Annotated in this window: 23 protein-coding genes and 2 pseudogenes; 21 read left to right on the top strand and 4 right to left on the bottom strand. The window is 63.7% G+C overall.

The annotated features are described in order from the left end of the window. Nucleotides 1-88 precede the first annotated feature (88 nt). From HYG77_RS00590 to HYG77_RS00550, 9 genes are all read left to right on the top strand, one after another. Nucleotides 89-946, top strand: a complete 858-nt coding sequence (locus HYG77_RS00590) for an LLM class flavin-dependent oxidoreductase (protein WP_208961582.1) — start codon at nucleotides 89-91, stop codon at nucleotides 944-946. Next, nucleotides 934-1143, top strand: a complete 210-nt coding sequence (locus tag HYG77_RS00585) for a hypothetical protein (RefSeq protein ID WP_208961581.1) — start codon at nucleotides 934-936, stop codon at nucleotides 1141-1143. The genes HYG77_RS00590 and HYG77_RS00585 overlap by 13 nt, the downstream gene beginning before the upstream one ends. 42 nt (nucleotides 1144-1185) lie before the next feature. Continuing rightward, entirely contained in the window at nucleotides 1186-1587 is a 402-nt protein-coding gene (locus HYG77_RS00580) for a nuclear transport factor 2 family protein (protein ID WP_208961580.1), read from the top strand. Between the two features lie 13 nt (nucleotides 1588-1600). Beyond that, nucleotides 1601-2545, top strand: coding sequence for an SDR family NAD(P)-dependent oxidoreductase (locus HYG77_RS00575; RefSeq protein WP_208961579.1), 945 nt, complete (start codon nucleotides 1601-1603; stop codon nucleotides 2543-2545). A 299-nt stretch (nucleotides 2546-2844) separates the two neighbouring features. Continuing rightward, complete coding sequence (locus HYG77_RS00570; RefSeq protein ID WP_208961578.1) at nucleotides 2845-3795, top strand: cyclase family protein; 951 nt, start codon at nucleotides 2845-2847, stop codon at nucleotides 3793-3795. 79 nt (nucleotides 3796-3874) lie between these two features. Beyond that, nucleotides 3875-4264 (top strand): flavin reductase family protein, encoded by a 390-nt coding sequence (locus tag HYG77_RS00565; protein WP_244373382.1) that lies wholly within the window; start codon nucleotides 3875-3877, stop codon nucleotides 4262-4264. A 173-nt stretch (nucleotides 4265-4437) separates the two neighbouring features. Beyond that, the gene (locus HYG77_RS00560; protein WP_208961577.1) at nucleotides 4438-4968 is read left to right on the top strand and encodes a biotin/lipoyl-containing protein; all 531 of its coding nucleotides are present in this window, start codon (nucleotides 4438-4440) and stop codon (nucleotides 4966-4968) included. Nucleotides 4969-4972: 4 nt separating this feature from the next. Continuing rightward, nucleotides 4973-6334 carry a biotin carboxylase N-terminal domain-containing protein gene (locus HYG77_RS00555; RefSeq protein ID WP_208961576.1) on the top strand — a complete coding sequence of 454 codons (1362 nt, stop codon included), beginning with the start codon at nucleotides 4973-4975 and terminating at the stop codon, nucleotides 6332-6334. Then, nucleotides 6331-7794 (top strand): carboxyltransferase, encoded by a 1464-nt coding sequence (locus HYG77_RS00550; protein ID WP_208961575.1) that lies wholly within the window; start codon nucleotides 6331-6333, stop codon nucleotides 7792-7794. The genes HYG77_RS00555 and HYG77_RS00550 overlap by 4 nt, the downstream gene beginning before the upstream one ends. Before the next feature lie 77 nt (nucleotides 7795-7871). Here HYG77_RS00550 and HYG77_RS39340 read toward each other — a convergent pair whose 3' ends face one another. The 3 genes from HYG77_RS39340 to HYG77_RS00540 form a co-directional block, all read right to left on the bottom strand. Next, nucleotides 7872-8198, bottom strand: coding sequence for a hypothetical protein (locus HYG77_RS39340; protein ID WP_244373379.1), 327 nt, complete (start codon nucleotides 8196-8198; stop codon nucleotides 7872-7874). After that, entirely contained in the window at nucleotides 8195-9433 is a 1239-nt protein-coding gene (locus HYG77_RS39335) for a long-chain fatty acid--CoA ligase (protein ID WP_244373377.1), read from the bottom strand. Before HYG77_RS39335 ends, HYG77_RS39340 begins: the two co-directional genes overlap by 4 nt. Nucleotides 9434-9508: 75 nt before the next feature. Continuing rightward, nucleotides 9509-10078 (bottom strand): TetR/AcrR family transcriptional regulator, encoded by a 570-nt coding sequence (locus HYG77_RS00540; RefSeq protein WP_208961573.1) that lies wholly within the window; start codon nucleotides 10076-10078, stop codon nucleotides 9509-9511. Between the two features lie 144 nt (nucleotides 10079-10222). Here HYG77_RS00540 and HYG77_RS00535 point away from each other — a divergent pair, with 144 nt between their 5' ends. From HYG77_RS00535 to HYG77_RS00480, 11 genes and pseudogenes are all read left to right on the top strand, one after another. Further along, nucleotides 10223-11350, top strand: coding sequence for an acyl-CoA dehydrogenase family protein (locus HYG77_RS00535; RefSeq protein ID WP_204164932.1), 1128 nt, complete (start codon nucleotides 10223-10225; stop codon nucleotides 11348-11350). A 198-nt stretch (nucleotides 11351-11548) separates the two neighbouring features. Then, nucleotides 11549-12241: an acyl-CoA dehydrogenase family protein gene (locus HYG77_RS00530; RefSeq protein ID WP_208961572.1), complete on the top strand. Its 693-nt coding sequence runs from the start codon at nucleotides 11549-11551 to the stop codon at nucleotides 12239-12241. Between the two features lie 39 nt (nucleotides 12242-12280). After that, nucleotides 12281-13306, top strand: coding sequence for an MFS transporter (locus tag HYG77_RS00525; RefSeq protein WP_208961571.1), 1026 nt, complete (start codon nucleotides 12281-12283; stop codon nucleotides 13304-13306). Beyond that, nucleotides 13290-13589 (top strand): hypothetical protein, encoded by a 300-nt coding sequence (locus tag HYG77_RS00520; protein ID WP_208961570.1) that lies wholly within the window; start codon nucleotides 13290-13292, stop codon nucleotides 13587-13589. Before HYG77_RS00525 ends, HYG77_RS00520 begins: the two co-directional genes overlap by 17 nt. 79 nt (nucleotides 13590-13668) lie before the next feature. Then, entirely contained in the window at nucleotides 13669-14934 is a 1266-nt protein-coding gene (gene ribB, locus HYG77_RS00515; RefSeq protein ID WP_208961569.1) for a 3,4-dihydroxy-2-butanone-4-phosphate synthase, read from the top strand. 121 nt (nucleotides 14935-15055) lie between these two features. After that, a pseudogene (locus HYG77_RS00510) lies at nucleotides 15056-15729 on the top strand (3-oxoacid CoA-transferase subunit A). 1 nt (nucleotide 15730) lies between these two features. Next, nucleotides 15731-16368 (top strand): annotated as a pseudogene (locus tag HYG77_RS00505) (3-oxoacid CoA-transferase subunit B). After that, nucleotides 16365-18365, top strand: coding sequence for a 3-hydroxyacyl-CoA dehydrogenase NAD-binding domain-containing protein (locus HYG77_RS00500; RefSeq protein WP_208961568.1), 2001 nt, complete (start codon nucleotides 16365-16367; stop codon nucleotides 18363-18365). Before HYG77_RS00505 ends, HYG77_RS00500 begins: the two are co-directional and overlap by 4 nt. Continuing rightward, nucleotides 18362-19225: a cyclase family protein gene (locus HYG77_RS00495; RefSeq protein ID WP_109329978.1), complete on the top strand. Its 864-nt coding sequence runs from the start codon at nucleotides 18362-18364 to the stop codon at nucleotides 19223-19225. The genes HYG77_RS00500 and HYG77_RS00495 overlap by 4 nt, the downstream gene beginning before the upstream one ends. Nucleotides 19226-19529: 304 nt before the next feature. Continuing rightward, complete coding sequence (locus HYG77_RS00485; RefSeq protein WP_348273593.1) at nucleotides 19530-20096, top strand: enoyl-CoA hydratase-related protein; 567 nt, start codon at nucleotides 19530-19532, stop codon at nucleotides 20094-20096. Then, on the top strand, nucleotides 20096-21313 hold the full coding sequence (locus HYG77_RS00480; protein WP_208961565.1) for an acetyl-CoA C-acetyltransferase: 1218 nt from the start codon (nucleotides 20096-20098) through the stop codon (nucleotides 21311-21313). The genes HYG77_RS00485 and HYG77_RS00480 overlap by 1 nt, the downstream gene beginning before the upstream one ends. Before the next feature lie 428 nt (nucleotides 21314-21741). Here HYG77_RS00480 and HYG77_RS00475 read toward each other — a convergent pair whose 3' ends face one another. Next, nucleotides 21742-21927 (bottom strand): hypothetical protein, encoded by a 186-nt coding sequence (locus tag HYG77_RS00475; protein WP_208963596.1) that lies wholly within the window; start codon nucleotides 21925-21927, stop codon nucleotides 21742-21744. A gap of 10 nt (nucleotides 21928-21937) precedes the next feature. On the opposite strand from HYG77_RS00475, the gene HYG77_RS00470 reads away from it, so the two are divergent. Further along, a complete protein-coding gene (locus tag HYG77_RS00470; RefSeq protein ID WP_208961564.1) occupies nucleotides 21938-23203 on the top strand; it encodes an NAD(P)/FAD-dependent oxidoreductase in 1266 nt (421 codons plus the stop codon). The last annotated feature ends 202 nt before the right edge of the window (nucleotides 23204-23405 follow it).

The raw sequence follows: 23405 nt of genomic DNA, 5'->3' as shown, positions 1-23405 counted from the left end.
AAATTTTCCCGGACTCTTGTCAACCGATCGTTTGGTGGTATGGTGACCATCACACCAAGAGCGTGACCATTCGCCGAAAGGTAAACCCGTGAAGTTTGCGATGTTCCAGACCCCGTTCATGCGCCCCGAGCGCACCCCTCGACAGGTGTTCGACTTTGCGGTGGACCAAGCCATCGAGTGCGACCGTCTCGGTTTCACCGAGTACTGGATCGGCGAGCACGCCACCATGTCGTGGGGAGTCGATCACCAATCCCGAGCTGATCATTGCGGCGTCGGCCCGGCAGACACAGAAGATCAAGCTGTGCCCCGGTGCCCACCTGCTGCCGTACCACAACCCGGCCTCCTCGCGGCGCAGGTTGCCTGGATGACCCACGTCACCGAGGGCCGCTACATCCTCGGAATTGGATCCGGTGGCTACCCCAGTGACGCGAAGCTCCGCGGACTGAAGGACATGTCCACAAATCACAAGCGCACCACCGAGGCGCTCGAAATCATGAAGAACGTCTGGGAGAGCAAGCCCTTCCAGTTCGACGGTGAGTTCTACAGCGCCGGCTACCCGGAGAACGACGAACATCACGAGTACCGGAGCACCGCGCCGTACGGCGGCAAGGTCGAGATCGGGCTCGCGGGCCTGAGCCCCAACTCGCCGTCGCTGTCGTTCGCGGGCCGCAATGGCTACAACGCGCTCTCCGTGTACGCCGGTGAAGCGGCTATTGCGAATCACTGGAACACCTACGAGCAGGCGGCCACCGAAGCCGGTATTTCGGTCAATCGCGAGAACTTCCGCGTTGTGCGTGACGTCATCGTCGCCGACACCGACGCCGAGGCCCGCAAGTTGGCCGTCGAAGGCGGCATCGGCAAGGCGTGGATGGAGTACCTCATCCCGGTCTACAAGCAGTTCGGGCTGCTCCAGGCGATGCTCCCGACATGGACATGGCTGACGTGACTATCGACGACATTGTCGAGAAGGTATGGATCGTCGGTTCGCCCGACACGGTCGCCGAGAAGCTGAGCGCCGTGTGCGAGGCCACCGGAGGGTGGGGCACGACATTGGTCTACGGCCATGACTACCTCGACGATGTCAAGCCGTGGAACTACTCCCTCCAGCTGCTCACCGAAGAGGTCGCGCCGAAGATGGCGTGACGGCACATCCCCACCGAAGAACCGACGAAAGGTAGTTGCACGATGACCACACAGCCATCGACCGCCCGGACGTCGGCGGCGGTCCCCGTCGTCGAGAAGTTTATCGAGGCGTACAACAGCGGAGACGTCGCCGCCATCCTCGAGGTGACCGCTCCTGACCTGACGGTCGAGCACCATAACCGGGGCGTCAAGGTCGACAGCGCGCAGGCCTTCGCCGACCTGCTCGCATCCTTTGCCGGGGCGTTCCCCGACAAGCACTTCGAGAACCGCCGCGCTCTGCACGTGGTGGACGACAACACAGTTCTGGTCGAACAGACATGGGTGGCCACTGCGATTGCAGACGTATCGGGATGGGCGCAGACCGGGGAGACGGTGCGACTGGATGTGTGCACCCGGTTCACCGTCCACGAAGGGGTTGTCACGGAGTACCACGACTATGGATAACGGGTGTACGCAGATGCGGTTCGATGGGCAGGTCGTCGTCGTCACCGGTGCCGGTCGCGGCCTGGGCCGTGAACACGCCCTGCAGTTCGCGGCGCGTGGCGCGAACGTGGTCGTCAACGATCTCGGTGTCGAATCCGGGAGTGACGGCGCAGACATCAGCGTCGCTCAGACCGTCGTCGACGAAATCGCCGCCGGCGGGACCGCGGTGGCCGATACCCACAGCGTCGCCGACGCCGAGGGTGCCGCCGCCGTGATCGCTACCGCGACAGAGGCGTTCGGTCGAGTAGATGTTCTGGTCAACAACGCCGGCATCATCTCCTACGGACTCTTCGGGGACCTGAGCGACGACCAGTGGCACCGCATGCAATCGGTCACCGTAGACGGGACCTACTTCATGTCCCGAGCAGCATGGCCGGTGTTCCGGGCGCAGGGTCGGGGAGTGATCGTCAACACCACCTCGAATGCGGGATTCGCCGGTTGTCCTCAGCTGAGTCACTACGGGACGGCCAAGCTGGCGATCGCCGGTCTGACCAAGAGTCTTGCCCTCGAGGGTGAAGAACTCGGAATTCGTGTGAACGCGATTGCGCCGATGGCCATCACCCGAATGAACAGGGATGCCTTCTTCAGCGGTGCCGAGCGTGAGTCCGAGGATTGGCAGGGAGAACTTCGTAGCGGGAAGATCCCGATGGGGCCGGCGGAGATCGTGTCACCCACCGTCCTGTGGCTGGCACACGAATCGACCACGGTGAACGGCGAGATCTTCAGCACCTCGTCGGGGAAAGTCGCCCGAGTTGCGTTCGTAGTGGGGGAGGGGTGGTTCGATCCGAACCACACACCCGAAGACCTTCGTGACAACGGACGAGTGATCGGCGAACTCGGCGACTTCATCGAGCCGAAGTCGACCAACGACGAATTGGCACTCATTCCGCCGTTGTTCGCTGGGCACGTCCACACCTGACAGGTGTCTCGATCGCCAAGCGGGAGGGCGTCTCGTCGAGACAGTCGTGCCCCGGCAGGTCGGGCTCGGGTGAGCTCGGTGCGCTCATGAACTGCGTCGGCACCGAAGATTGAAGAAGCCGATCACGGCACGAGGAAGTCCCCTTCAACGGGGCGAAAGTGCAGACCCGAAACGCTGCCTTTCACTGAATTGTTCACCCCACCGAGTTCCACTGCACAGAGGCCCGCTCTGCCAAATGCTCGCTGGCAGGGCGGGCCGACGTCGCTCCTGCGGCCTGAGACGAGAAAGAGAAAACGGAAATGGCTGATCGAAAAGAACTGCCCTACGACGAGCTCCCAGAGCTCGGGAATCTCGGAGTCCGGCATAGTTGGGAGGTGTTGCCGAAGGAATTCGGGACCCTCGACCGGCTAGACGAAGGGTCCGTCACACGCGGTGTGCGATCGGTGTCGAGTGGCAAGACATTCGGCCTGTCCCTGCCGCTGACCACGTTCGACCCGCCACTGTTCGGACGTCCGAGTGTCAAGCATGAGGTCTTCGAGGCCGGGAGGAACACCTACGAGGACAACATCGATTCGTTCAATCCGCAGTCGGCGTCGCAGTGGGACGGGTTGGGCCACGTACGTGCCCGTGAGCACGGCTACTTCGGTGGGATCACCGACGACGCCGAAGCGCACAGTGCGCTGAGCGTGCACCGCTGGGCGCAGCACGGGATTGTCGGCCGGGGTGTCCTGCTCGATGTAGCTGGGCACTTCGAGCGGACCGGCGCCGAGTGGGACCCTTTCGCCGGCTCGATCCTGCAGGTGGCCGACCTCGAAGCGGTTGCGCAGGCGCAGGATGTGACCTTCGAACGAGGAGACATCTTGTGCGTGCGCACGGGCTGGGTGGCGGAGTACCGCACTCGCAAGGGAGCGGGCGAAGACATGACCACTGCAGGCGACAGATTCTCCGGCCTGTCTGCGGCGGAACCGATGGCGCGTTTCCTGTGGGACTCCGGATTCGCGGCAGTGTGCACCGACAACCCCGCCGTCGAGAGCGCGCCCGGCAATCGTGAGGACGGGTCGCTCCACCGGCGGCTCATTCCGGCGCTCGGCTTCGTCCTGGCCGAACTGCTGGACTTCGACGCACTGGCGGCTCATTGTGCGGGTAGTGGCCGCTGGGACTTCTTGTTCACCGCTGCGCCGCTGCCCTTGGAGGGTGCGGTGAGTTCCCAGCCAACGCGGTCGCGATCACATAACCCCGTTGACTGGTGAGGTCCGGATCACATACAGTGAATCTACCAACCAATCGTTTGAATACGTTACGTCCTGTACGTTGATGAAGGGTCAAGACATGAACCAGCCGATCATTGACGCAGCCGAGTTCCGGCGCGTGCTCGGTCACCTTCCGACCGGTGTGGTGGTAGTGACATCGACTGTCGACGGTGCGCCGGTCGGCATGGCCTGCAACTCTTTCACCTCGATCTCGCTGGACCCCGCACTCGTCGGCTTCAGTGTCGCGCACACCTCGAGCACCTGGCCCCCGATCCGGACAGAAGGCAGCTTCTGCATCAACGTCCTCGCAGAAGATCACGCCGACCTCACGCGTAACTTCTCGCGCAAGGGCATCGACCGTTTCGAAGGTGTGGACTGGCAGGCGCGCTCGGGCGGCCCGGGTCTCGACGGCGCGGTCGCTTGGATCGACTGCACCTCTGGCGTGAATACGAAGCAGGCGATCACATGATCGTGCTCGGCAAGGTCCACTCCATCGAGGCGGCGCCCGACGTATCACCACTGGTGTTTTGCAGGGGCGCCTACGGTGCATTCGCGACAGCCCTCAACTGACGCGACCGGCGAACCACGAACAACGACCTCGAACACAATTCCCCGAGCGGGAAAGTCACCAGGAGAAGCACTATGAGCCTGACTCATCAGGAGATCAGAGAGATCGTCCTCGCGCTGCAAGATTCCGAATGGGATCAGGCGGCCGTGACGGTCGGCGATGTACGCATCGCCCTCGGACGCAACGGCGTCGATCTGCTGCCCGCATCGGCGCCGACCACTGGGGCCACCGCACCGCCGGTCCCGGCACCGGCCGCCCCGCCGGCGACCCCTCCCGCGCCGGTCGCCGCGGCCCCCGTGGTACCCGCAGCGCCTGTGGCGCCCCCCGCACCACCAACACCGAACGTATCGGACGTAGACGGCCACGTCGTGACCGCACCCAGCGTCGGGGTCTTCTGGAAGACACCGCAGCCGGGGCAGCCACCGTTCGTCGAGATCGGGTCCGAGGTGGAGGCCGGCGACACCCTCTGCATCATCGAGGTCATGAAGCTGATGAACAACGTCACCGCCGACGTCGCAGGCACCATCGTCGCCATCCACCAGGACAACGCCACCCAGGTGGAGTTCGGCACCGCGCTGTTCACCATCGCGCCCCGGGACGCGTGAGAACATGCGTCGAGTACTGATCGCCAACCGCGGCGAAATCGCGGTACGTATCGTTCGAGCATGCTTCGACGAGGGAATCGAGAGTGTTCTCGCCGTCTCCGACTGCGACCGCGACTCCCTGGCAGCGCAACTTGCAGACCGGATCGTGGTCATCGGCCCGAGTTCGGCATCCGACAGCTACCTCTCCGTCGACCGCATCGTCGCAGCCGCTTTGTTCGCAGACTGCGACGCCATCCACCCCGGTTACGGATTCCTCTCGGAAAGAACCGATCTCGTCGAAGCCTGCGCCGAGAACGGTGTGACCTTCATCGGTCCGCCGGCAGGGGTCATGCGCCGATCGGGCGACAAACTCACCGCACGTCGCACCGCCGACGAGCTGGGCATCCCGACAGGATCGGGCACAGCCGGTCTGCTGACGGTGGAGGACGCACTTGCCGCAGCCGACGAACTGAACGACTACCCGTTGCTGCTCAAAGCATCCGCCGGAGGCGGCCGCGGGATGACGGTGATTCGCAGCCGGGAAGACGTGCAGCAGCACTTCTCGCGGTCGAGCAACGAAGCCGAGCGAGCGTTCGGTGACGGCACCATCTACCTGGAGCGGTACGTAGAGTTCGCCCGCCACGTCGAGGTTCAGATCATGGCCGATACCCACGGCAACGTCTGCCACCTCGGCGAGCGGGACTGTTCGACACAGCGCCGATACCAGAAACTCGTCGAGGAGGCCCCCGCCGTCGGGCTCCCACAGGACCTGCTCGAGCGGGTACGGAACGCCGCCGTCGATCTCGCGAAGGGGCTCGGATACGTCGGAGCGGGGACCGTGGAGTTCCTCGTCGACACCGAACGCGACGACTTCGTCTTCCTCGAGGTCAACGCCCGCGTGCAGGTGGAGCATCCGGTTACCGAAATGGTGACTGGCATCGACATCGTTCGCGAGCAGCTGCGCGTCGCGCAAGGACTTCCGCTGTCGTTCACCCAGGACAGCGTCACCCTCGGCGGACACGCCATCGAATGCCGAATCAACGCCGAGGACGCACGGAACAATTTCCTCCCCCGACCCGGGCGCATCGACCACTGGGTCGCGCCGCAAGGCGCCGGAATCCGCGTTGACACCTATGCCTTCCCCGGTGCCGCGATCCCCCCGTACTACGACTCGATGATCGCGAAGCTGATCGTGCATGCGGACACCCGCGAAGACGCGATCGACTTGATGGCACGCGCCCTGAAGAAGCTCCGCATCGAGGGCGTTCCCACCACGGTATCTCTGCACTCGGCCCTCATGGCGGACAAGGCATTCCAGCACAGCCCTGTCACCACCAAGTGGCTCGAGAACGAATTCCTACCCACCTGGGAGGAGCAGATCTCATGACAACCATCGAGTTCGTGGACCAGACTCTGCGTGACGGCCAGCAGAGTCTGTGGGGCCTGAAGATGCGCCCCTACCAGGCAGCCGATGCCCTCGAACACCTCGACCGCGCGGGTTACCGAGTCGTCGACCTCACCGGCCCCGGCATGTTCACGGTGCTGCTGCGCACATTCAAGGACGATCCTTGGGCAGCAACAGATTTCCTGACCCAGGGTCTGAAGAGCAACGTAGTCCGCTGCGGCATGCGCACCATCAGCGTCATCGGCTTCAACCATACCCCCGACTCGATCATCGACCTGTGGATCCAGACGTTGATCAAACACGGCGTGACGAGTTTCTGGATCTACGACTGTCTCTACGACATGCCGACGATGTATCGGCTCGCAAAGGTGATTCACGACAACGGTGGTGTACGTTCCGGCGGTGATGTATGGCTTGACCGGCGCGCACGACGACGACTTCTTCGCTCAGCGGGCCAAGGAGATGGCCTCCTGGGAGGGAGTGCAAACGATCTACGTCGAGGACGCGGCCGGCGTGCTCAAACCCGAACGCGCTGCAACCTTGCTGCCGGCGATCCGCGCCGCCACCGGCACGATTCCCTCGAACTGCACTGCCACAACACCACCGGGCTCGCCCCGTTGAACTACATCGAGGGCATCAAAGCGGGATTCACGATCCTGCACACGGCGTCCCGGCCGATGGCCAACGGGCCATCGCTGCCGTCGACCGAGGCAATGACCACCATCGTCGAATCGATGGGACACTCCCACGGCCTCGACAAGTCGACATTCGCACCGGTCGCCGCCAACTTCGAATGGGCGGCGCGCGACGCCGGATTCGAGCCGTCGGTGCCAGCCGAATACGACCCGCGGATCTACGACCATCAGCTGCCCGGAGGAATGACCGGCACACTGATCAGCCAGCTGCAGCAGCATGGAATGGCCGACAGGTTCCCTGCGGTGCTCGAGGAGATCCCCCGGGTGCGTCAGGAACTGGCATCCCCGATCATGGCGACACCGTTCAGCCAATTCGTCGGCATCCAGGCGGTTCTCAACGTGGTGACCGGCGAGCGGTACAAGCTGATCCCGGACGAGGTCATCCGCTACGCGATGGGCCATTACGGCCCACTGATCCGTGACGTCGATCCGACGGTGATGGACAAAATCCTCGATTCCGCTCGCGCCAAAGAGTTCCAGGCCTGGGTCCGTCCACAGCCCAGCCTCGGTGAGATCCGTGCACAGTTCACACCGGGCATCAGCGACGAAGAGCTCCTGATGCGATTCATGACATCCGACGAAGAGGTCGACGCCATGCTCGCCGCCGGCCCGATCCGGACCGATCCCAGGCGAAGCGAGAACGAGATCGTCCGAACCATCCAAGACCTGGCTCGCGGTGCGAGCGAGGTCACCTCGCTGTCCATCGCGCAGCCCGGATGGTCCTTGAACGCCTGCAAGAATCACTGAGCACACGCCGTCGAAGGCAGAGGAAGCCCCCGAGTACTACTCGGGGGCTTCCGTCATCTCCGCGGGCAAGCCTGTTGCTACGCGTCCAAGACCAGATCGCGAACCACGTTCCGTCGAATCTTCATGCTCGTCGTCCGCGGGAGCGACTCGACGATCTCGAGTCGGGTGGGTTTCTTGTAGGACGCCAGCGTTCGCCGACAGTGGTCCTGCAATTCGTCGAGGGTCAGGTGAGCATCCGGATGCAGCGCGACGACGGCGACAACGGACTGTCCCCATCTCGGATGCGGGGCCCCGATGACCGCGCACTCGGCCACCGACGGGTGGTTTGCGATGGTCGTCTCCACCTCTGACGGATAGACATTCATTCCGCCGCTGACGATGAGATCGGTTCGCCGGTCGCTCACGTACACGAAACCAGCCGCGTCGATGCTGCCGAGGTCCCCGGTGTAGTACCAACCGCCGACGAGGGCCGCAGCGGTCGCCTCGGGCATGTTCCAGTATCCGCGCATGAGGGCTGGTGACCGGACGACGATCTCGCCGACAGAGGTACCGTCCCGTGGCAGCTCGACCCCGTTCTCGTCCACCACCTTGATCGCCGTTCCTCCACACTCCGGCCGACCGAGGCAAACGGGTCCGCCGCGGGGCTGGTCGGTTCGAAGTCTCCGGGACGTGTGGCGGTGACGAGCCCCCCGGAATTCTCGGTCATACCCAGGCCCTCGATCAGGGTGTCACCGAGGACGGCGTAGAGCGTGCGCAGCTTGTCGGGTCCGGCCTTCGAGGCGGAGTGCAGCACGGAGCACAGGCTCGCGATGCGAGCAGGTGCCGCCGCTGCCGCGGCGGCGAACTCCTCGATGAGCGGTGAGGGTATGTAGGTGAACGTGACCTGGTGGCGCTCGACGGCGTCGACGAGTTGCGGGACGGACCACCGACCGAGGATCACCACCGTCCCACCCAAGCGAAGGTGGGTGAGTACGTGGGCCGGGACCGTCGCGACGAACGACATCGAACCCGTGAGCGCGCACACGCTCCGTTCGGGCAGCCGGTACGCGCGGGTGTTCGACTCGGCGATGGCCGCGACGCTTCGGTGCGTCATGACAGCGCCTTTCGGCCTGCCGGTCGTGCCGCTGGTGTATCCGATGATGAACGGGTCGTCGCCGTTCACTGCGACCGCGACGTCGGGTAGCGTGTCGCCCTGGTGGACGAGCGTGTCGAACGCATTCGTGCCGGGTGGCGCGGCGTCCGGGACATCACCGATCACCACGGATTCTGCATCCGGAGCGGGCAGTCCGTTCACCACGGCCAGATGGTCGGCGCTCCACACGATGACGCGGGGTGTGCAGTCTGCGACGAGGACGGCAGCCTCGGTGGGCGTGAGGCGCGTGTTGATCGGGACAATGATTGCGCCGACACGAGCGGCCGCGAGATACAGCTCGACGTACTCGATACCGTCGTCGACGATAGCCGCGATGCGGTCACCGGGCTCTGCGCCCAGACGTGACAGCGATCGAGCGAGCGAACGAACGGTGCGTGACAGTTCGGCGTAGGTCCGGGTGCACCCGTCCGGTGCCACGAGGGCGATGCGATCCGGCTGGCGGGAGGCATGTTCGTCGACGCACTCGGTGATGGTGGCGCAGGTCATGGCGATCTTTCGGGAGGGAGTGCTCAGGGGCTCATGGATTTGATGGTCATCGAGGCGAACTGCCGGGTGATGGCCTTATCGGAGAGTCGCCGCTGCGCGCCTCGGCTTGTAGGTGGGCACACTGTTCAGGGCGCCCAGGATGAATCGAATGGAGAGACGGAGGTCGACGTCACCGATTGCGCCGCTCTTCTTGGCGCGCGCGAGCAATGTGTACAAGTGCTGTTCGAAGCGACGTCCGGCAGCCTCGACCTCTTCGAGGCGCTCACCTGTCAGGCGTCGCCCTTCGTTGAAGTAGATCGCGACGCGTTCGACGTTGTCGAGGTACCACTGCATGAGTTCTCGTAGAAGCTCGTCGAGTTCCTCGATCGGATCGAGGCCCTTGGCCGACACTCTCTCGAAGATTGCTTCGGACTGGATGTGCGACTCCTTCATGATGCGGAGCAGCAGGTCCTCTTTGGAATCGAAGTAGTAGTACAGGCTGCCCTTGAGGACCCCCACCTCGTTCGCCACATCTTGAAGGGATGCGCCTGCGAAGCCCTTCTCGTAAAAGATCCGGACCGCGGCTTCCATCACCTCGGCGTCGCGATTTCGACGCTCGCCCTTTGCTGGACGAGGCGTGGTGGCGGAGTTCGAACTTCTTGGCACTGGAATCCCCTCAGCTGCGGTGATGCAACCATACGTTTGGTGGGTATCTTAGGTGGCTCTTGACACAGTGTCGAATCAGGACCTAGTTTATCAAACAATCGTTTGGGAGATTAGTGTTCCCGGCCTACGAACGGAGTTCCACACGTGACGCACGAGATTTCAACAGCTTCCGGCTCCGAATTCGCGCACGAAGCAGGCAGCTGGCTTCAGGAAAACGTCCCCCGCAGATGGCGCGAACACCGCGGGACTCTGGACGAACACGAAGCGATCGACATCCGACGCCAATGGGATCGCCAGTTGTACGAGGCCGGATACTCGGGTCTATCGCTGCCCAAGGAATTCGGTGGTCAGGGACTCGGCCTCGCCGAAGAGGTGGCATTCAGCGAGCTCGCCGCACAGGCTCAAGCACCTGACGGACTGGCTCGTATCGGCAGGATCCTGACAGCCCCGACGCTGATCGCCCACGGAACGGAGCAGCAGCGGGAACGATTCCTGCCGCCGATCCTGCAAGGACGCGAGACCTGGTGCCAAGGGTTCTCCGAGCCCGGCGCGGGGTCCGACCTTGCCGGCGTGAGCTGCCGCGCGGACAAGGTAGACGGTGGCTACGAGATCACCGGCCGCAAGATCTGGACCAGTTTCGCGGCGTACTCCGATCGATGCCTGATGCTGGCCCGGACCAGCCAGGACGCACCCCGCCACAAGAACCTGTCGATGTTCCTGCTCGACATGAATCAGCCCGGTGTCGACATCGGCACCATCAAGCAAATCTCCGGCGGCACGCATTTCGCCGAAGTGCACTTCGACCGGGTCTTCGTCTCCGACGACGAGTTGATCGCCGAGGAAGGCTCCGGCTGGCGCGTCGCGATGACGACCCTCATGAACGAGCGCGGCGGTGTCGAGGCGGCCAGTCGCTACGTGGAGATGCGGGCCGACATGGACCTGCTTCTCGCGATGTGCGGTGACGATCCGCGTCGAGCCGATGTCCTCGCCGACCTCGATCGACGCACCGAACTGGTGCGATGGCAGATCTCCAAGGCCGTGCACCTCGAGGCCGACGAGACCGAGTTCGTTCGTGCCACATCGATTCTGAAAGTGCTGTGGAGCGAGCTCTGGCAGGAGATCACCACAGTCGGCCTCCGGTTCTCCAGCGCGGCCCACCGAGAGCACTGGCGATACCAGTATCTCGAAAGCCGGTCTGCATCGATCTTCTCGGGCACCTCCGAGATCCAACGAAACATCATCAGTGAACGAGTTCTGGGGCTGCCGCGATGACCACCATATCCATCACCGAAGCGACCGATATGGGCGCAGCTGCAGCCGAAGGACTCCGCGAAATCCTGGAGAAGAGCGTCGGCCGCCGTAACATCGCCACGTTCGCCGAATCGGAATCGCCTGTTCCGTGGGACTCGCTGGTTCGAGCCGGATGGGTGGAGATCGCCGACGACTCCGGTCCGGACGGACTGACTCTCCGTGACCTCGTGGAGGTCGTGCGGGTCTGGGGCGGCTACTGTGTGCCGTTGCCGCTGGTCGTCACCCTCGTCGCACGCAGGAACAGCGTCGCGGCCCGCGAGTACGACGGCCCGGTCACACTCGGTACCGACCCCGCAGACGACTGCCGGGTGGGGCCTGGTCCCGTTCGGGCAGCGCACCGACATCGGCGTTCTCGACTCGTTCGACGGCGGCGCCGTAGTACCGGTCCCGGAGTCTTCCGAGGCGAACTTCGCGCCGACGCTCGAGGCCGCCGAGATCCCGTGGACCACACCATCGACCGATACTGCTGCACGGGAGCTGGCTGTGCTCTGGGCGGCGGAAGCCGCCGGGATCGCACGCACACTCGTCACCATCAGCGTCGAATACACCCGTCAGCGCCAACAGTTCGGTAAGCCCATCGGTTCGTTCCAGGCGGTTAAACACATTCTTGCCGACGCACACATCTGCGCCGAGCAGTCCGACACCTCCGCCCTGTGGGCGGCCGCCGATCCGGCGCGGGCATTCGAGGTCTCTGTGCACGCGATCGAGCAGGCCGTCGGCGTGGCCGAGCGCGCCATCCAGGTGCACGGCGGAATGGGGTTCACCTGGGAAATGGGCCTGCATTTCTATTTACGCCATTTGCTGACATTGCGCGATCTCGTCTCCGGTCTCACTGGATCCCACCGTTCCTGACCAGGCACTGCACGCAGTTCCCTCCCCGAGGATGTCGACATGGATCAGACGACAGTTCCCACAGCGTCCACAGGCGCCGTGAACGGCCGCCGTGCCGCTTTCGCAGGTGGCGTCGGCACGATGATCGAGGGGTACGACTTCAGCATGTACGGCTACATGGCCGTCATCGTCGCCCCGTTGTTCTTCCCCTCCGACAACGCGGTCAGCTCCCTACTCCTCACGCTGTCGGTGTTCGCGGCCGCCTATGCGGCGCGCCCACTGGGCGGAATAGTGTTCGGATACGTCGGTGACCGTGTCAGCAGACGCGCCGCACTGATGACGACCCTGCTCTGCATGGGCCTGTCGAGCGCGGCGATCGGTATGCTGCCGACCGCACTCGCGATCGGCCCCGTCGCATCAGTGGCGCTCGTATGTCTGCGTCTACTGCAGGGCTTCTCCGTCGGAGGAGAGGTCGCCGGTGCCGCGACGCTGGTATCCGAAGCAGCGCCCGCGGGGCGACGCGGACGGTACGGCGCTATGAATCCGTTCGGTGCCACCCTCGGATTCGCGCTGGCGTCCGCGGTCGCCGGGTTGGTGTCGCTCCTGACGACCGACGAGCAAATGACGTCCTGGGGCTGGCGGATCCCCTTCCTTGTTGCGCTGCCGCTCGCAGGTATCTGCCTTGCACTGCGCAGATCACTGGTCCATCAGCCCGCCGCCGACCAGGTCCGCCCCACGTCCTCACCGGTGGCCGACGTGTTGAAGAACTGGAAGCGGCCCCTGCTGCAGTCCTCCGGCATCAGCCTGGCGGTCAACGGCTCAGCCTACTTCGGTCTCACGTACCTGAGTATCCACTTGATCACTGAACTCGGCTATCCCAAGACCGGTGTCTACTGGACCACCACGGTGGTAGTGGCGATCTCGGCGTGCTTGATGCTGCTGACGGGGCGACTCGGCGACCGCATCGGTCTCACGGGACTCGCGGGTATCGGACTGGGTTTTTGCGGTCACCGCAGGGGCGATGGCTGTGATGGGCTCGGGCAGCCTTCTCGTCGCCGGCATTGCGTTCATGGTGATCATGGTTAACTCGTCGTTCCTGCAGGTTGCCGGCTATTCGATGATCCCGGAACTGTTCGACCAGAAGGTCCGATACACCGGCACGGCGCTGGGCTGGAACATCGGTGTGGTGATCGCCGGCGGCACCGCGCCGGTGGTGTGCGTGTGGTTGGTCGAGCGGACCGGCAACGCCCTCTCGCCTGCGCTTTTCGTGATGGGAGTGTGCGTCGCAGGCGCACTCGCGGTGTTCTCGGTACGTCGAGCGAACGCTTACAAGGGCGTGATCCGGTCGGGATGTTGTCACTCGATGTGATGCAGGCTACAATTCAAACGACCGGTTGGTGGTTTAGGTTCGATCCGCGACCGCCGACCCTCAGAGAAAGGCGGAGGACATGGACTCGGAACGATCGGTCGAATCGGCAATAGCGGCACTCTCGAGTGGCGGAATGGTAGTGGTCGCCGACGACCATGACCGTGAGAACGAAGGCGATCTCGTCATGGGTGCCGCCTCGATGACCGACCACGCGATGGCCTTCTTCCTCCGCCACGGCAGCGGCATCGTCTGCACACCGATGACCGCGCAGCGCGCGCGCCAGCTCGAACTCCCGCTGATGGTTGCGTCGAACAAGGACCGAATGGGCACTGCATTCACGGTTACCGTCGACGCCGTCGACGCCGGAACAGGCATTTCCGCAGCCGACCGGGCCACTACGGTCCGTACCGTCGCCGATCCGAATACCGCGCCGTCCGACCTCTCCCGCCCAGGCCACATGTTCCCACTCATCGCGCAGGACGGTGGCGTCCTGGCGCGCCGCGGGCACACCGAAGCAAGTGTCGACCTGATGTCGCTTGCCGGCGAGTTGGAGCCGACCGCAGTGATCACCGAGCTGGTCGACGACGACGGCGTCCCGATGTCCGGAGCGACGCTGACCGACTTTGCGGCACAATGGAATCTACCGTTCATCACCGTGGCAGACCTCGTCGCTTACCGGCTCCGCCACGCCGCACCGATCGCAACATCGCCGGCCGCGGCAGTCCTGCCCGTGTCCAGCGCACGCATCGACACCGACCACGGACCCTTCACGGCGCACGTATTCCGCGACCGGGTGGCGGGCGTCGAGCATGTCGCGCTCGCCCTCGGCCTCGAGACGCCCCCCGCCGGCGCCGTAACGGTCCGCGTGCACAGTGAATGCCTCACCGGCGATGCATTCGGCTCACGGCGGTGCGATTGCGGCCCACAACTACAGGACGGTCTTCGGGCGATCGCCGCCTCCGGCGCAGGCGTGCTCGTCTACCTGCGCGGTCACGAAGGGCGCGGTATCGGTATCGCCAACAAGCTCGCTGCATACGCACTGCAGGAACAGGGCGCTGACACCGTCGACGCCAACATCGAGCTCGGACTTCCTGTCGATGCGCGTGAATACGATTTCGCCGCCGCGATCCTGGGCTACTTCCGGATCGAGTCCGCGGACCTGATCACCAACAACCCGGAAAAAGTGGCAGCCCTCCAGAGATTCGGTATCGAAGTCCGACGACCGATCGACTCGCCAGTGCACTGGGGCACCCACAATGTCCACTATCTGCAGACCAAGCGTGAACGCATGGGGCACATCTTGCCCGAGACGCCACACCAGTTCCTGCAATGCAAATCTGTCTGAATGAAGTCCGCTCAGCGTTTTCGACGGCGGTGACGACGCGGCCTGACGCGGACCGAACGACGACCACCAGAGCAACGATGACGCCGACGTTCCGTCGCGGCTCCTGAATGAAAGTTGTGAGATGAACAAGCAGGTCGGAAGTCCTGAAGAGGCGATAGCCGGTATCGAGGACGGATCCACGATCATGATCAGCGGCTTCGGCCCGCCCGGGCAACCGGTGACACTGATCGAGGCACTCCTCGACGCCGGCGTCACAGATCTGACGGTGATCAACAACAACGCCGGCGCCGGCGGCGAGGCCATCGGCCAGCTCTTTGCCGCGAAGCGAGTACGCAAAGTGGTGTGCTCGTTCCCAAGGCGATCGGCTCGACCATATTCGACGAGCTGTACCACGCGGGCGAGATCGAACTCGAGCTCGTTCCCCAAGGAACGCTCGCCGAACGTATCCGGGCAGCGGGCGCCGGCATCGGCGGATTCTTCACCCGCACCGGATACGGCACCGAACTGGCCGAAGGCAAAGAGGTCCGCGAGATCGACGGCAAGGGCTACGTCTTCGAAAAGCCCCTCTTCGCCGACGTTGCCCTGGTGAAGGCCCGAGCGGCCGACCGGTTCGGCAACCTCGTCTACCGCAAAACGGGCCGCAACTTCGGCCCGGTCATGGCCACTGCAGCGGCACTGACCGTCGCCGAGGTGGACGAGTTGGTTCCCGTAGGCGACCTCGATCCGGAAGTAATCGTGACGCCAGGCATTTTCGTCGACCGCATCCTCTGCGACTCCTCCCTGAAGGGACACTGACATGGTTCTGTCTCGCAAGGACATCGCGTGCCGCGTCGCGCAGGACATCCCCGACGGTTCCTACGTGAACCTCGGAATCGGAATCCCGACTCTGGTAGCCGATTTCATTCCCGATGGACGTGAAGTCATTCTTCATACCGAAAACGGGATGCTCGGCATGGGCCCCGCAGCTGAAGAAGGCAGCGAGGATCTGGATCTCATCAACGCCGGCAAGATCTACGTCACCGAAAGCGTCGGCGCCTCGTACTTCCACCATGCCGACTCCTTCGGGATGATGCGCGGCGGACACCTCGACGTGTGCGTGATGGGCGCCTACCAGGTCTCGACCCGCGGCGACCTCGCGAACTGGCGCACCGACAACCCCGCCGTCATCCCCGGGGTCGGCGGCGCGATGGACCTCGCCGGCGCGCCGCGTGTTCGTCATCATGGACCTGTTCTCCCGAGCAGGAGTGCAAACTCGTGCAGAACTGCACGTATCCGCTCACCGGACCCGGCTGTGTCGAACGCGTCTACACCGACATCGCCTTGTTCGAGACGGGCCCGGACGGGGCACGCGTGCTGGAAATTTTCGACGGAAGCGATCTCGAGTCACTGTCAGAGCGCACGGGTCTCGAATTGATCGATGGGCGCGCGTCGTGATCGTCGAGATCGAAGAAACCAACGGTGTCGCCGTGCTCACGATCGACAATCCGCCCGTGAACATGGGCGACACCGCGATGCGTACTGCTCTGGCCGAGGCGCTCGATAAGGTGGCTGCTCAAAGTGGACTGGTTGGTGTGGTCCTCGCGTCGGCGGGCACACACTTTTACGCCGGCTCTGATATCTCCGAGTTCGACCGGCCGATGCAGGCCCCGCAACTTCCCGACGTGATCGCCCGGATCGAAAACCTCGGCGTCCCCGTCGTCGCCGCGCTCACCGGTCTCGCGCTCGGTGGTGGGCTGGAACTCGCGCTGGGCTGTGACCTCAGGATCGGCGATCCGACGACGATCGTCGGCTTTCCTGAGGTCACGCTCGGCATCCTGCCCGGTGCGGGCGGCACCGTGCGCACAGCGCGGCTTGTGGGAGTGCCGTCTGCGATCGATCTGGTGGGGTCGGCGCGACGCGTCAAGGCCGACGAGGCGCTCTCGTTGGGACTTCTCGACGAGGTTGTTCCTGCTGACGTACTGCTCGCTCGGGCCGTGGAACGTGCGGCCACTCTGGGAGCCAAGAACCGGCTTGTCGACAGACCGGCGCCCGTGTCCGACGAGACCGCAGTCGAGGCCGCTCGTGCTGCGGTGAGCAAGCGGGCGCGTCCGAACGTGCTCGCGGCCGTCGACATTGTTTGCACCGGAGCGTCCCTCGAGGGCAGGGAGGCCCTGCGACGCGAGCGTGCCCTTTTCGACGAGTTGCGTGTCACGGATGAGGCAGCGAATCTGAGGTACCTGTTCTTCGCGAAGCGTCGAGCCGCCAAAGCGGTACGCTCCCGCACTCCGGCACCCCAGATCTCGGCGATCGGGGTCGCGGGCGCCGGCACCATGGGCGCCGCGCTCGCCGGGGCTTTCGCCGCCCGCGGGTACGAGGTGATCGTATTCGACAGCAATCGGGCCGCACTTGATCGAGTGGCGGATCGCAGCGGGATCACCCCCACCGACTCGATCGCGGATCTGGGCCGCGCCGATCTGATCGTCGACGCAGTGTTCGAGGACATGGACGTCAAGAAGTCGCTGTTGCGTGAGGTCGAACCACACCTGGACGACACCGCTGTAATCGTCAGTAACACGTCATATCTCGACCTGAACGAGATGGCATCGGTTCTCACCGTGCCCGGGCGGTTTGGCGGTTTGCACTTCTTCAACCCGCCGGACCGCAACCCCCTCGTGGAGATCATTCGCACATCGACGACCGACGAGCGCACGCTCGCGGTGTTGTCGGCCGTCGTTACACGATTGGGTAAGACCCCGATACCTGCTGGCATCGGCGACGGCTTCGTCGCCAATCGCGTATATGCGGACTACCGCATGCAGGCCGAGTTCCTCGTCGAGGACGGCGCATCACCCGCCGAGGTCGACGCGGCGCTGATCGAATTGGGTTTCGCGATCGGCCCCTTCGCGGTAGCCGACATGTCCGGTCTCGATATCGCGTGGGCGCGGCGCAAACGACTGGCCGACACCCGCGACCCGCGGCAGCGGTACGTCGACATCGCGGACCGACTCTGCGAAGCTGGCAGATTGGGCAAGAAGGCCGGTGCCGGGTGGTACGACTATCCCGACGGCGCCAAACGCGGTGTCGTCGATCCCCGAGTGGACGCGATTACCGAGAAGGCGCGCGCCGACGCAGGTGTCACCGCCCGGCCCGTGACCGGCGACGAGATCCGCGACCGCGTGCTGGCGTCGATGGTGTGCGCGGCCGCCGGACTGGTCGAAGCCGGCGTTGCCCAGCGCGCCTCCGACATCGATGTCGCACTCACCGAAGGCTTTGCGTTCCCCGCCAGGCTCGGCGGACCGGTACGCGCGCTCGCACAACGAGATCGGGCCGAGGTGGTATCCGCACTGGAAGCGGCGTACCGCTCGTGCCCGGTGTCGTTCGCCATAGCCGAGCCGGCAGCGGCCGGCGAGATACCCGACACAATCGAGAAGATCCTGGAGGCCGTCCGATGACGCAAAAAGAAGATGTCGCAGTGGCGACACCACCTGCCCAGAACTGGGGCGGCAGCACCTGGGACGGCACGGTCGACTGGCCCCAGGGCAGCACCCGCGCATACGACCTCGCCGTTCTGCTCGAGACCGGCATGACCCATCACGCCGCGCATCCGCCGTTCTCGTACGCGCTGGTCAAGAAACACGGCGAGCATCCCTACCCGGGCGGCATCTCGTCCGCGATGGAGATGCTCACGATGGGCGCGCACGTCGGCACCCACGTGGACGCGCCAGGACATATCTCGTTGGACGGATGCATCTTCGGCGGACGGGAAGTCGACGACAAGCAACGATCCTACGACGGGGTTTCCGTCGGATCGGTGGAGGAGCTTCCGCCGCTGATCGGACCGGGCCACCTTGTCGACGGGGAACGTCTGTTCGGTCGAGCGCTGACACCGGCGGACGGATTCGGCGCAGAAGAGCTCGAGGGCTGGTTCGCTGACCGCCGACAGCCGGAACCCGGATCGATCGTCGTCTTCCGCACCGGGTGGATGAAGTACTGGTCCGACAGCGACAAGTACTTAGGGATCGGCACCGGACTGCCAGGCGTCTCGCTCTCCGGTGCCCGTTGGTTATCCGAACGTGGCGTGCGCGCGGTGGGCAGTGACACCGTCAACTTCGAACACAAGCCTAGCTTCACCACACCGGCGCTCAACGTCCACGTGCACATGCTCGTCGACTGCGGCATCCCGATCATGGAGTCACTGTCGCTCGAAGCTCTGGCCGCCGACCAAGTCGACGACTTCTTCTTCGTTGCCTCGGCGCTCCGCATCAAGGGCGGCACAGGTTCCCCTATTCGCCCGCTCGCATTCGTCAGATAGTCGATTTCCGAAGGATCCTGCACATGAACGACGCACCTCTTCTCGTCGAGCACGACGGCCATGTCGTCTGGCTGACACTTAACCGTCCGAAGCGCCTCAACGCCATGGACGACCTGCTCCTCGAGATGCTCGAATCCACGTTGAAAGAGCTCGCGCAGAGCGATACACGGGTCATCGTGCTTCGCGGAGCCGGACGTGCCTTCTGCTCGGGTTATGACATCGCCCCCGATTCCTCCGAGGTCGGCTATGCCGCCGAGCGCACCGCCATCCAGGACCGCGATCGCCTGCTGTCGAACGTCGAACGATTCACCCAGATCTGGCGCCAGCCTCAGCCCGTCATCGCGGCCGTGCACGGGTCTGCGCTGCGGGAGGAACCCAGCTCGCATCCCTCTGCGACATCACGATCGTCGCCGACGACACCAAGATCATGGCCTCACCGGCGTTGCCGCTCGGTGGCGGCTACATCTCGCCGCTGTGGGAACACCTCGTCGGCCCCAAGCGCGCCAAGCTGATGAGCTTCGACGCCGGACGCACGATCAGCGGCAAGACAGCGGCCGAATGGGGGTGGGCCGCAGAATCGGTTCCCGCCGACGAGTTTGACGAGCACGTACGTCGCACCGCGCATTCTATTGCCCGCACCCCGCTCGAGCTCCTCAAGCTCAAGAAGGAAGCGGTGAACCGCGCCGCCGAGACGTCCGGTCTGCTCAGCTACATGCGGATGGGCGCCGAGACCGATGCTCTGCTGCATGTGACCCCCGAAGTGCACGAGTATCAGTCCTGGATCAAGGAGGACGGCATCAAAAGCGCCATCCAGCGATTCAACGCCGACTTCAATGCCGCCTTCAACTCAACGGAAATGGTGAACAAATAGTGCCTGAGGCAGTCATCGTCGCCATCGCCCGTTCGCCGATCGGCCGCGCCGGAAAGGGGTCGCTCGTCGACATCCGCGGCGACGACCTTGCCGCTCAGATGGTGGGTGCGGCGCTGGCGCAGATCCCGGAACTCGACCCCCGCGACGTCGACGATCTCATGCTGGGATGCGGATGGCCCGGAGGTGAGCAGGGTTTCAACATTGCTCGCAGCGTCGCTGTCCGGTTGGGGTATGACGCGATACCGGGAACCACGGTCAACCGGTACTGCGCCTCGTCCGTGCAGACCACGCGCATGGCGCTGCACGCCATCAAGGCGGGCGAGGGGGATGTATTCATCTCCGCAGGAGTTGAACAGGTCTCCCGCGCAGCCCAGGGAAGCCCTGATTCCTTCCCGGACACGCATAATCCGTTCTTCACCGATGCTGAGCGGCGGACCGAGGAGCTCGCGGCCGGAGGGCGGACATGGAGCGATCCTCGCGCCTGGGGCATGCAACCCGATGTCTACATGTCGATGGGGCAAACCGCGGAGAACGTGGCTCAGTTCACCGGTATCAAGCGTGAAGAACAGGACCGCTGGGCAGTGCGAAGCCAGAACCTCGCCGAGCAACACATCGCCACAGGTCATTTCGCCCGCGAAATCACCCCGGTGACGTTGCCCGACGGCACCGTGGTCGACACCGACGACAGCCCTCGGCCTGGGACCACCTACGATAAAATTGGTGGGCTGAAGCCCGTCTTCCGACCAGACGGAAGCGTTACCGCCGGCAACGCCTGCCCCCTGAACGACGGCGCTGCCGCAGCGGTAATCATGTCCGATACGAAGGCGAAAGAACTCGGACTGACGCCGCTCGCGCGGATCGTCTCAACCGGTGTATCCGGGTTGTCCCCCGAGATCATGGGACTCGGACCGGTTGAATCATCGCGGCGTGCCCTGGCAACAGCAGGACTGACCACCGACGATATCGACCTCGTCGAGATCAACGAGGCATTCGCCGTCCAGGTGATCGCGTCCGCACGTGATCTGAAGATCGACGAAGACAAACTCAACGTGGCAGGCGGTGCCATCGCGCTGGGTCATCCGTTCGGGATGACCGGCTTGCGGATCACCGCGACACTACTGAACAACCTGACCGCACGCGACGGAACCTTGGGACTCGAAACGATGTGCGTCGGTGGTGGGCAGGGGATGGCGATGGTTATCGAGCGACTGTCGTAAACGACCATCGCGTCGTCGATGTGAGGTAGGTGTCCTTGGGGACCTGATCCTCCATGTGCGGTCGCCACGAGTTTCGGTGTCCCTTGGTCAGTAAGCCTGAACGTGTCCTCGAACCGTCGTACTCCCGCCCGCGACCTGGCGCAGATCGCGGTGTTTGCCGGGCTCTGACGCCGCAGCCACAACCCATACTGGCCGGTCTACATGCTTCATCCCGGTCAGGAATCCGGGCATACGCTTGTAGCACCTAGGACCCGCGCACGTCCGCACAGTTGGAGCAGCCTCATTCGTGTGTCCACCGAACCTCTGCAACTGCCTTTCCATTCTCTGTGATCGACGCTACAGTTATTCAAACAGTCGGTCGGTTGATACGAGGGCGACGGCAAGTAACAAGGAGGCCGATGAACACCCACCCCCCGCCTGACCGACTACTACGACTTCGGCTGAACCACGCCGACCACGACCCGAACAATGGCATCAAACGCGAGAGCAGCAGAGGAAAACCAGTGGAGAATCGAGAGAATCGCTTCGCAATCGTTGGCGCCGGACCAAATGGTCTGATCGCCGCCCGTGCTTTCAAGCGGGGCGGGATAGACATCGACATACTCGAGCGACACGACGCCGTCGGTGGAATTTGGAACATCGACAACTCAACCAGCCCGGTTTACGAGTCATGCAACTTCATCTCGGACCGCGCCAGCAGCGCCATGGTCGGTTATCCCATGCCGGAAGGCCCCGCGGTCTTCCCCATGGCACGAAGTCCGCGACTTCATACGCGCATTCGCGCGCGACCACGATCTCGACCAGTACGTAATCACCGGAAAGGACGTAACGGAGGCCTACCCGGTCGAGACTGACGAAGGGCAACGATGGGTCGTCAAGACTTCGGACGGAGCCGAAGTTTTGTACCGCGGTGTCGTGGGCCTGCGGCCTCCAGCGCACCCCTACCTGCCCGCGATCAGCGGTCTCGAGAATTTCGAGGGCGAGGTCTTGCACAGCAACAAGTACAAGCGAATCGAGCAGGTTGTCGGCAAGCGGGTCCTGGTCATCGGCGCAGGCAATAGTGGCGTCGATATCGCATGCGACGCCGCAATAGCGGGCAAGATGGCACATCTCTCTGTGCGCCGCGGATATCACTTCTTCCCGAAACTCCTTTTCGGCCAGCCGATCATGCAGCTACTGAGCCGTACCGGCAAGGTTCCCCAGGCAGTCACTCCACTCAGCGAGTTGACTGAGGCCGAAGCCATGCAGCTGGCCCTCGAGAGTGTTGGAGACCTTACGTCGTTCGGTCTGCAGAAGCCGGATCACGAAGTTGGCGCCACGCACTACATCATGAATGACCAAGTGCTGTACCAGATTGCACATGGACACCTCCAGGCGCATCAGGACATCGAGTCGATCAGCGAGAAGACCGTTCAGTTCGTCGACGGAACCACTGCCGAGGTCGACCTCATCATCTGCGCAACGGGGTACGACTTCGACATTCCGTGGCTCGACCCCAAGCTTCTCGACTGGGACGAGGGATCACCCAAATTCCACCTTGGCACTATCGCAAGCAAGGCCGAAGGGCTGTACGCGGCCGGAGCCGTTCACTTCCCCGGCCTCACATACATGACTTGGGACCGCCTGATTCAGCTTGCAGTATGGGACGCCAAGCGGCTGATGACAGGCGAAGGGCAGGAGTTCCGGGACGAAATTATGAACTACAACCCAGTGCTGAAGAACGACAACCTTATCGAGACGCACCGCAACATCAATCAATACGACATGGCCAAGCTCATGGCCATGACCGATGAACTGCAGAGCCGATATGGTATCGAGATGCCGGCATCTGCTGCAGATGACTTCTACAGCCGCTCTCCGGCGGAAAAGCTCCACGCCACTACGGTATAGGAGTCTCGCGGCCTGGGATGAACCCAGTTGATCCGGTGAGCTGCTGTCCAGGACAGGCTCACGGGATCAACTGAGGCGAGGTCAGCCTGCGTGTAGATGTGATGCGTTAACCGATCCTGTTCGGGATGTACCGCCAACAGCTCGATCGGGAAGTAGGCCATGAAGAACCTCGAGACGGAGGTCGAGGCGGTGCGGTTTCGAC

Origin of the sequence: Rhodococcus sp. ZPP (assembly GCF_017656075.1) — a bacterium.
In the GTDB taxonomy this organism is placed as follows: domain Bacteria; phylum Actinomycetota; class Actinomycetes; order Mycobacteriales; family Mycobacteriaceae; genus Rhodococcus_F; species Rhodococcus_F oxybenzonivorans.
The sequence above is the reverse complement of the archived record's forward strand: the minus strand, read 5'-3'. Positions and strand labels throughout refer to the sequence as shown.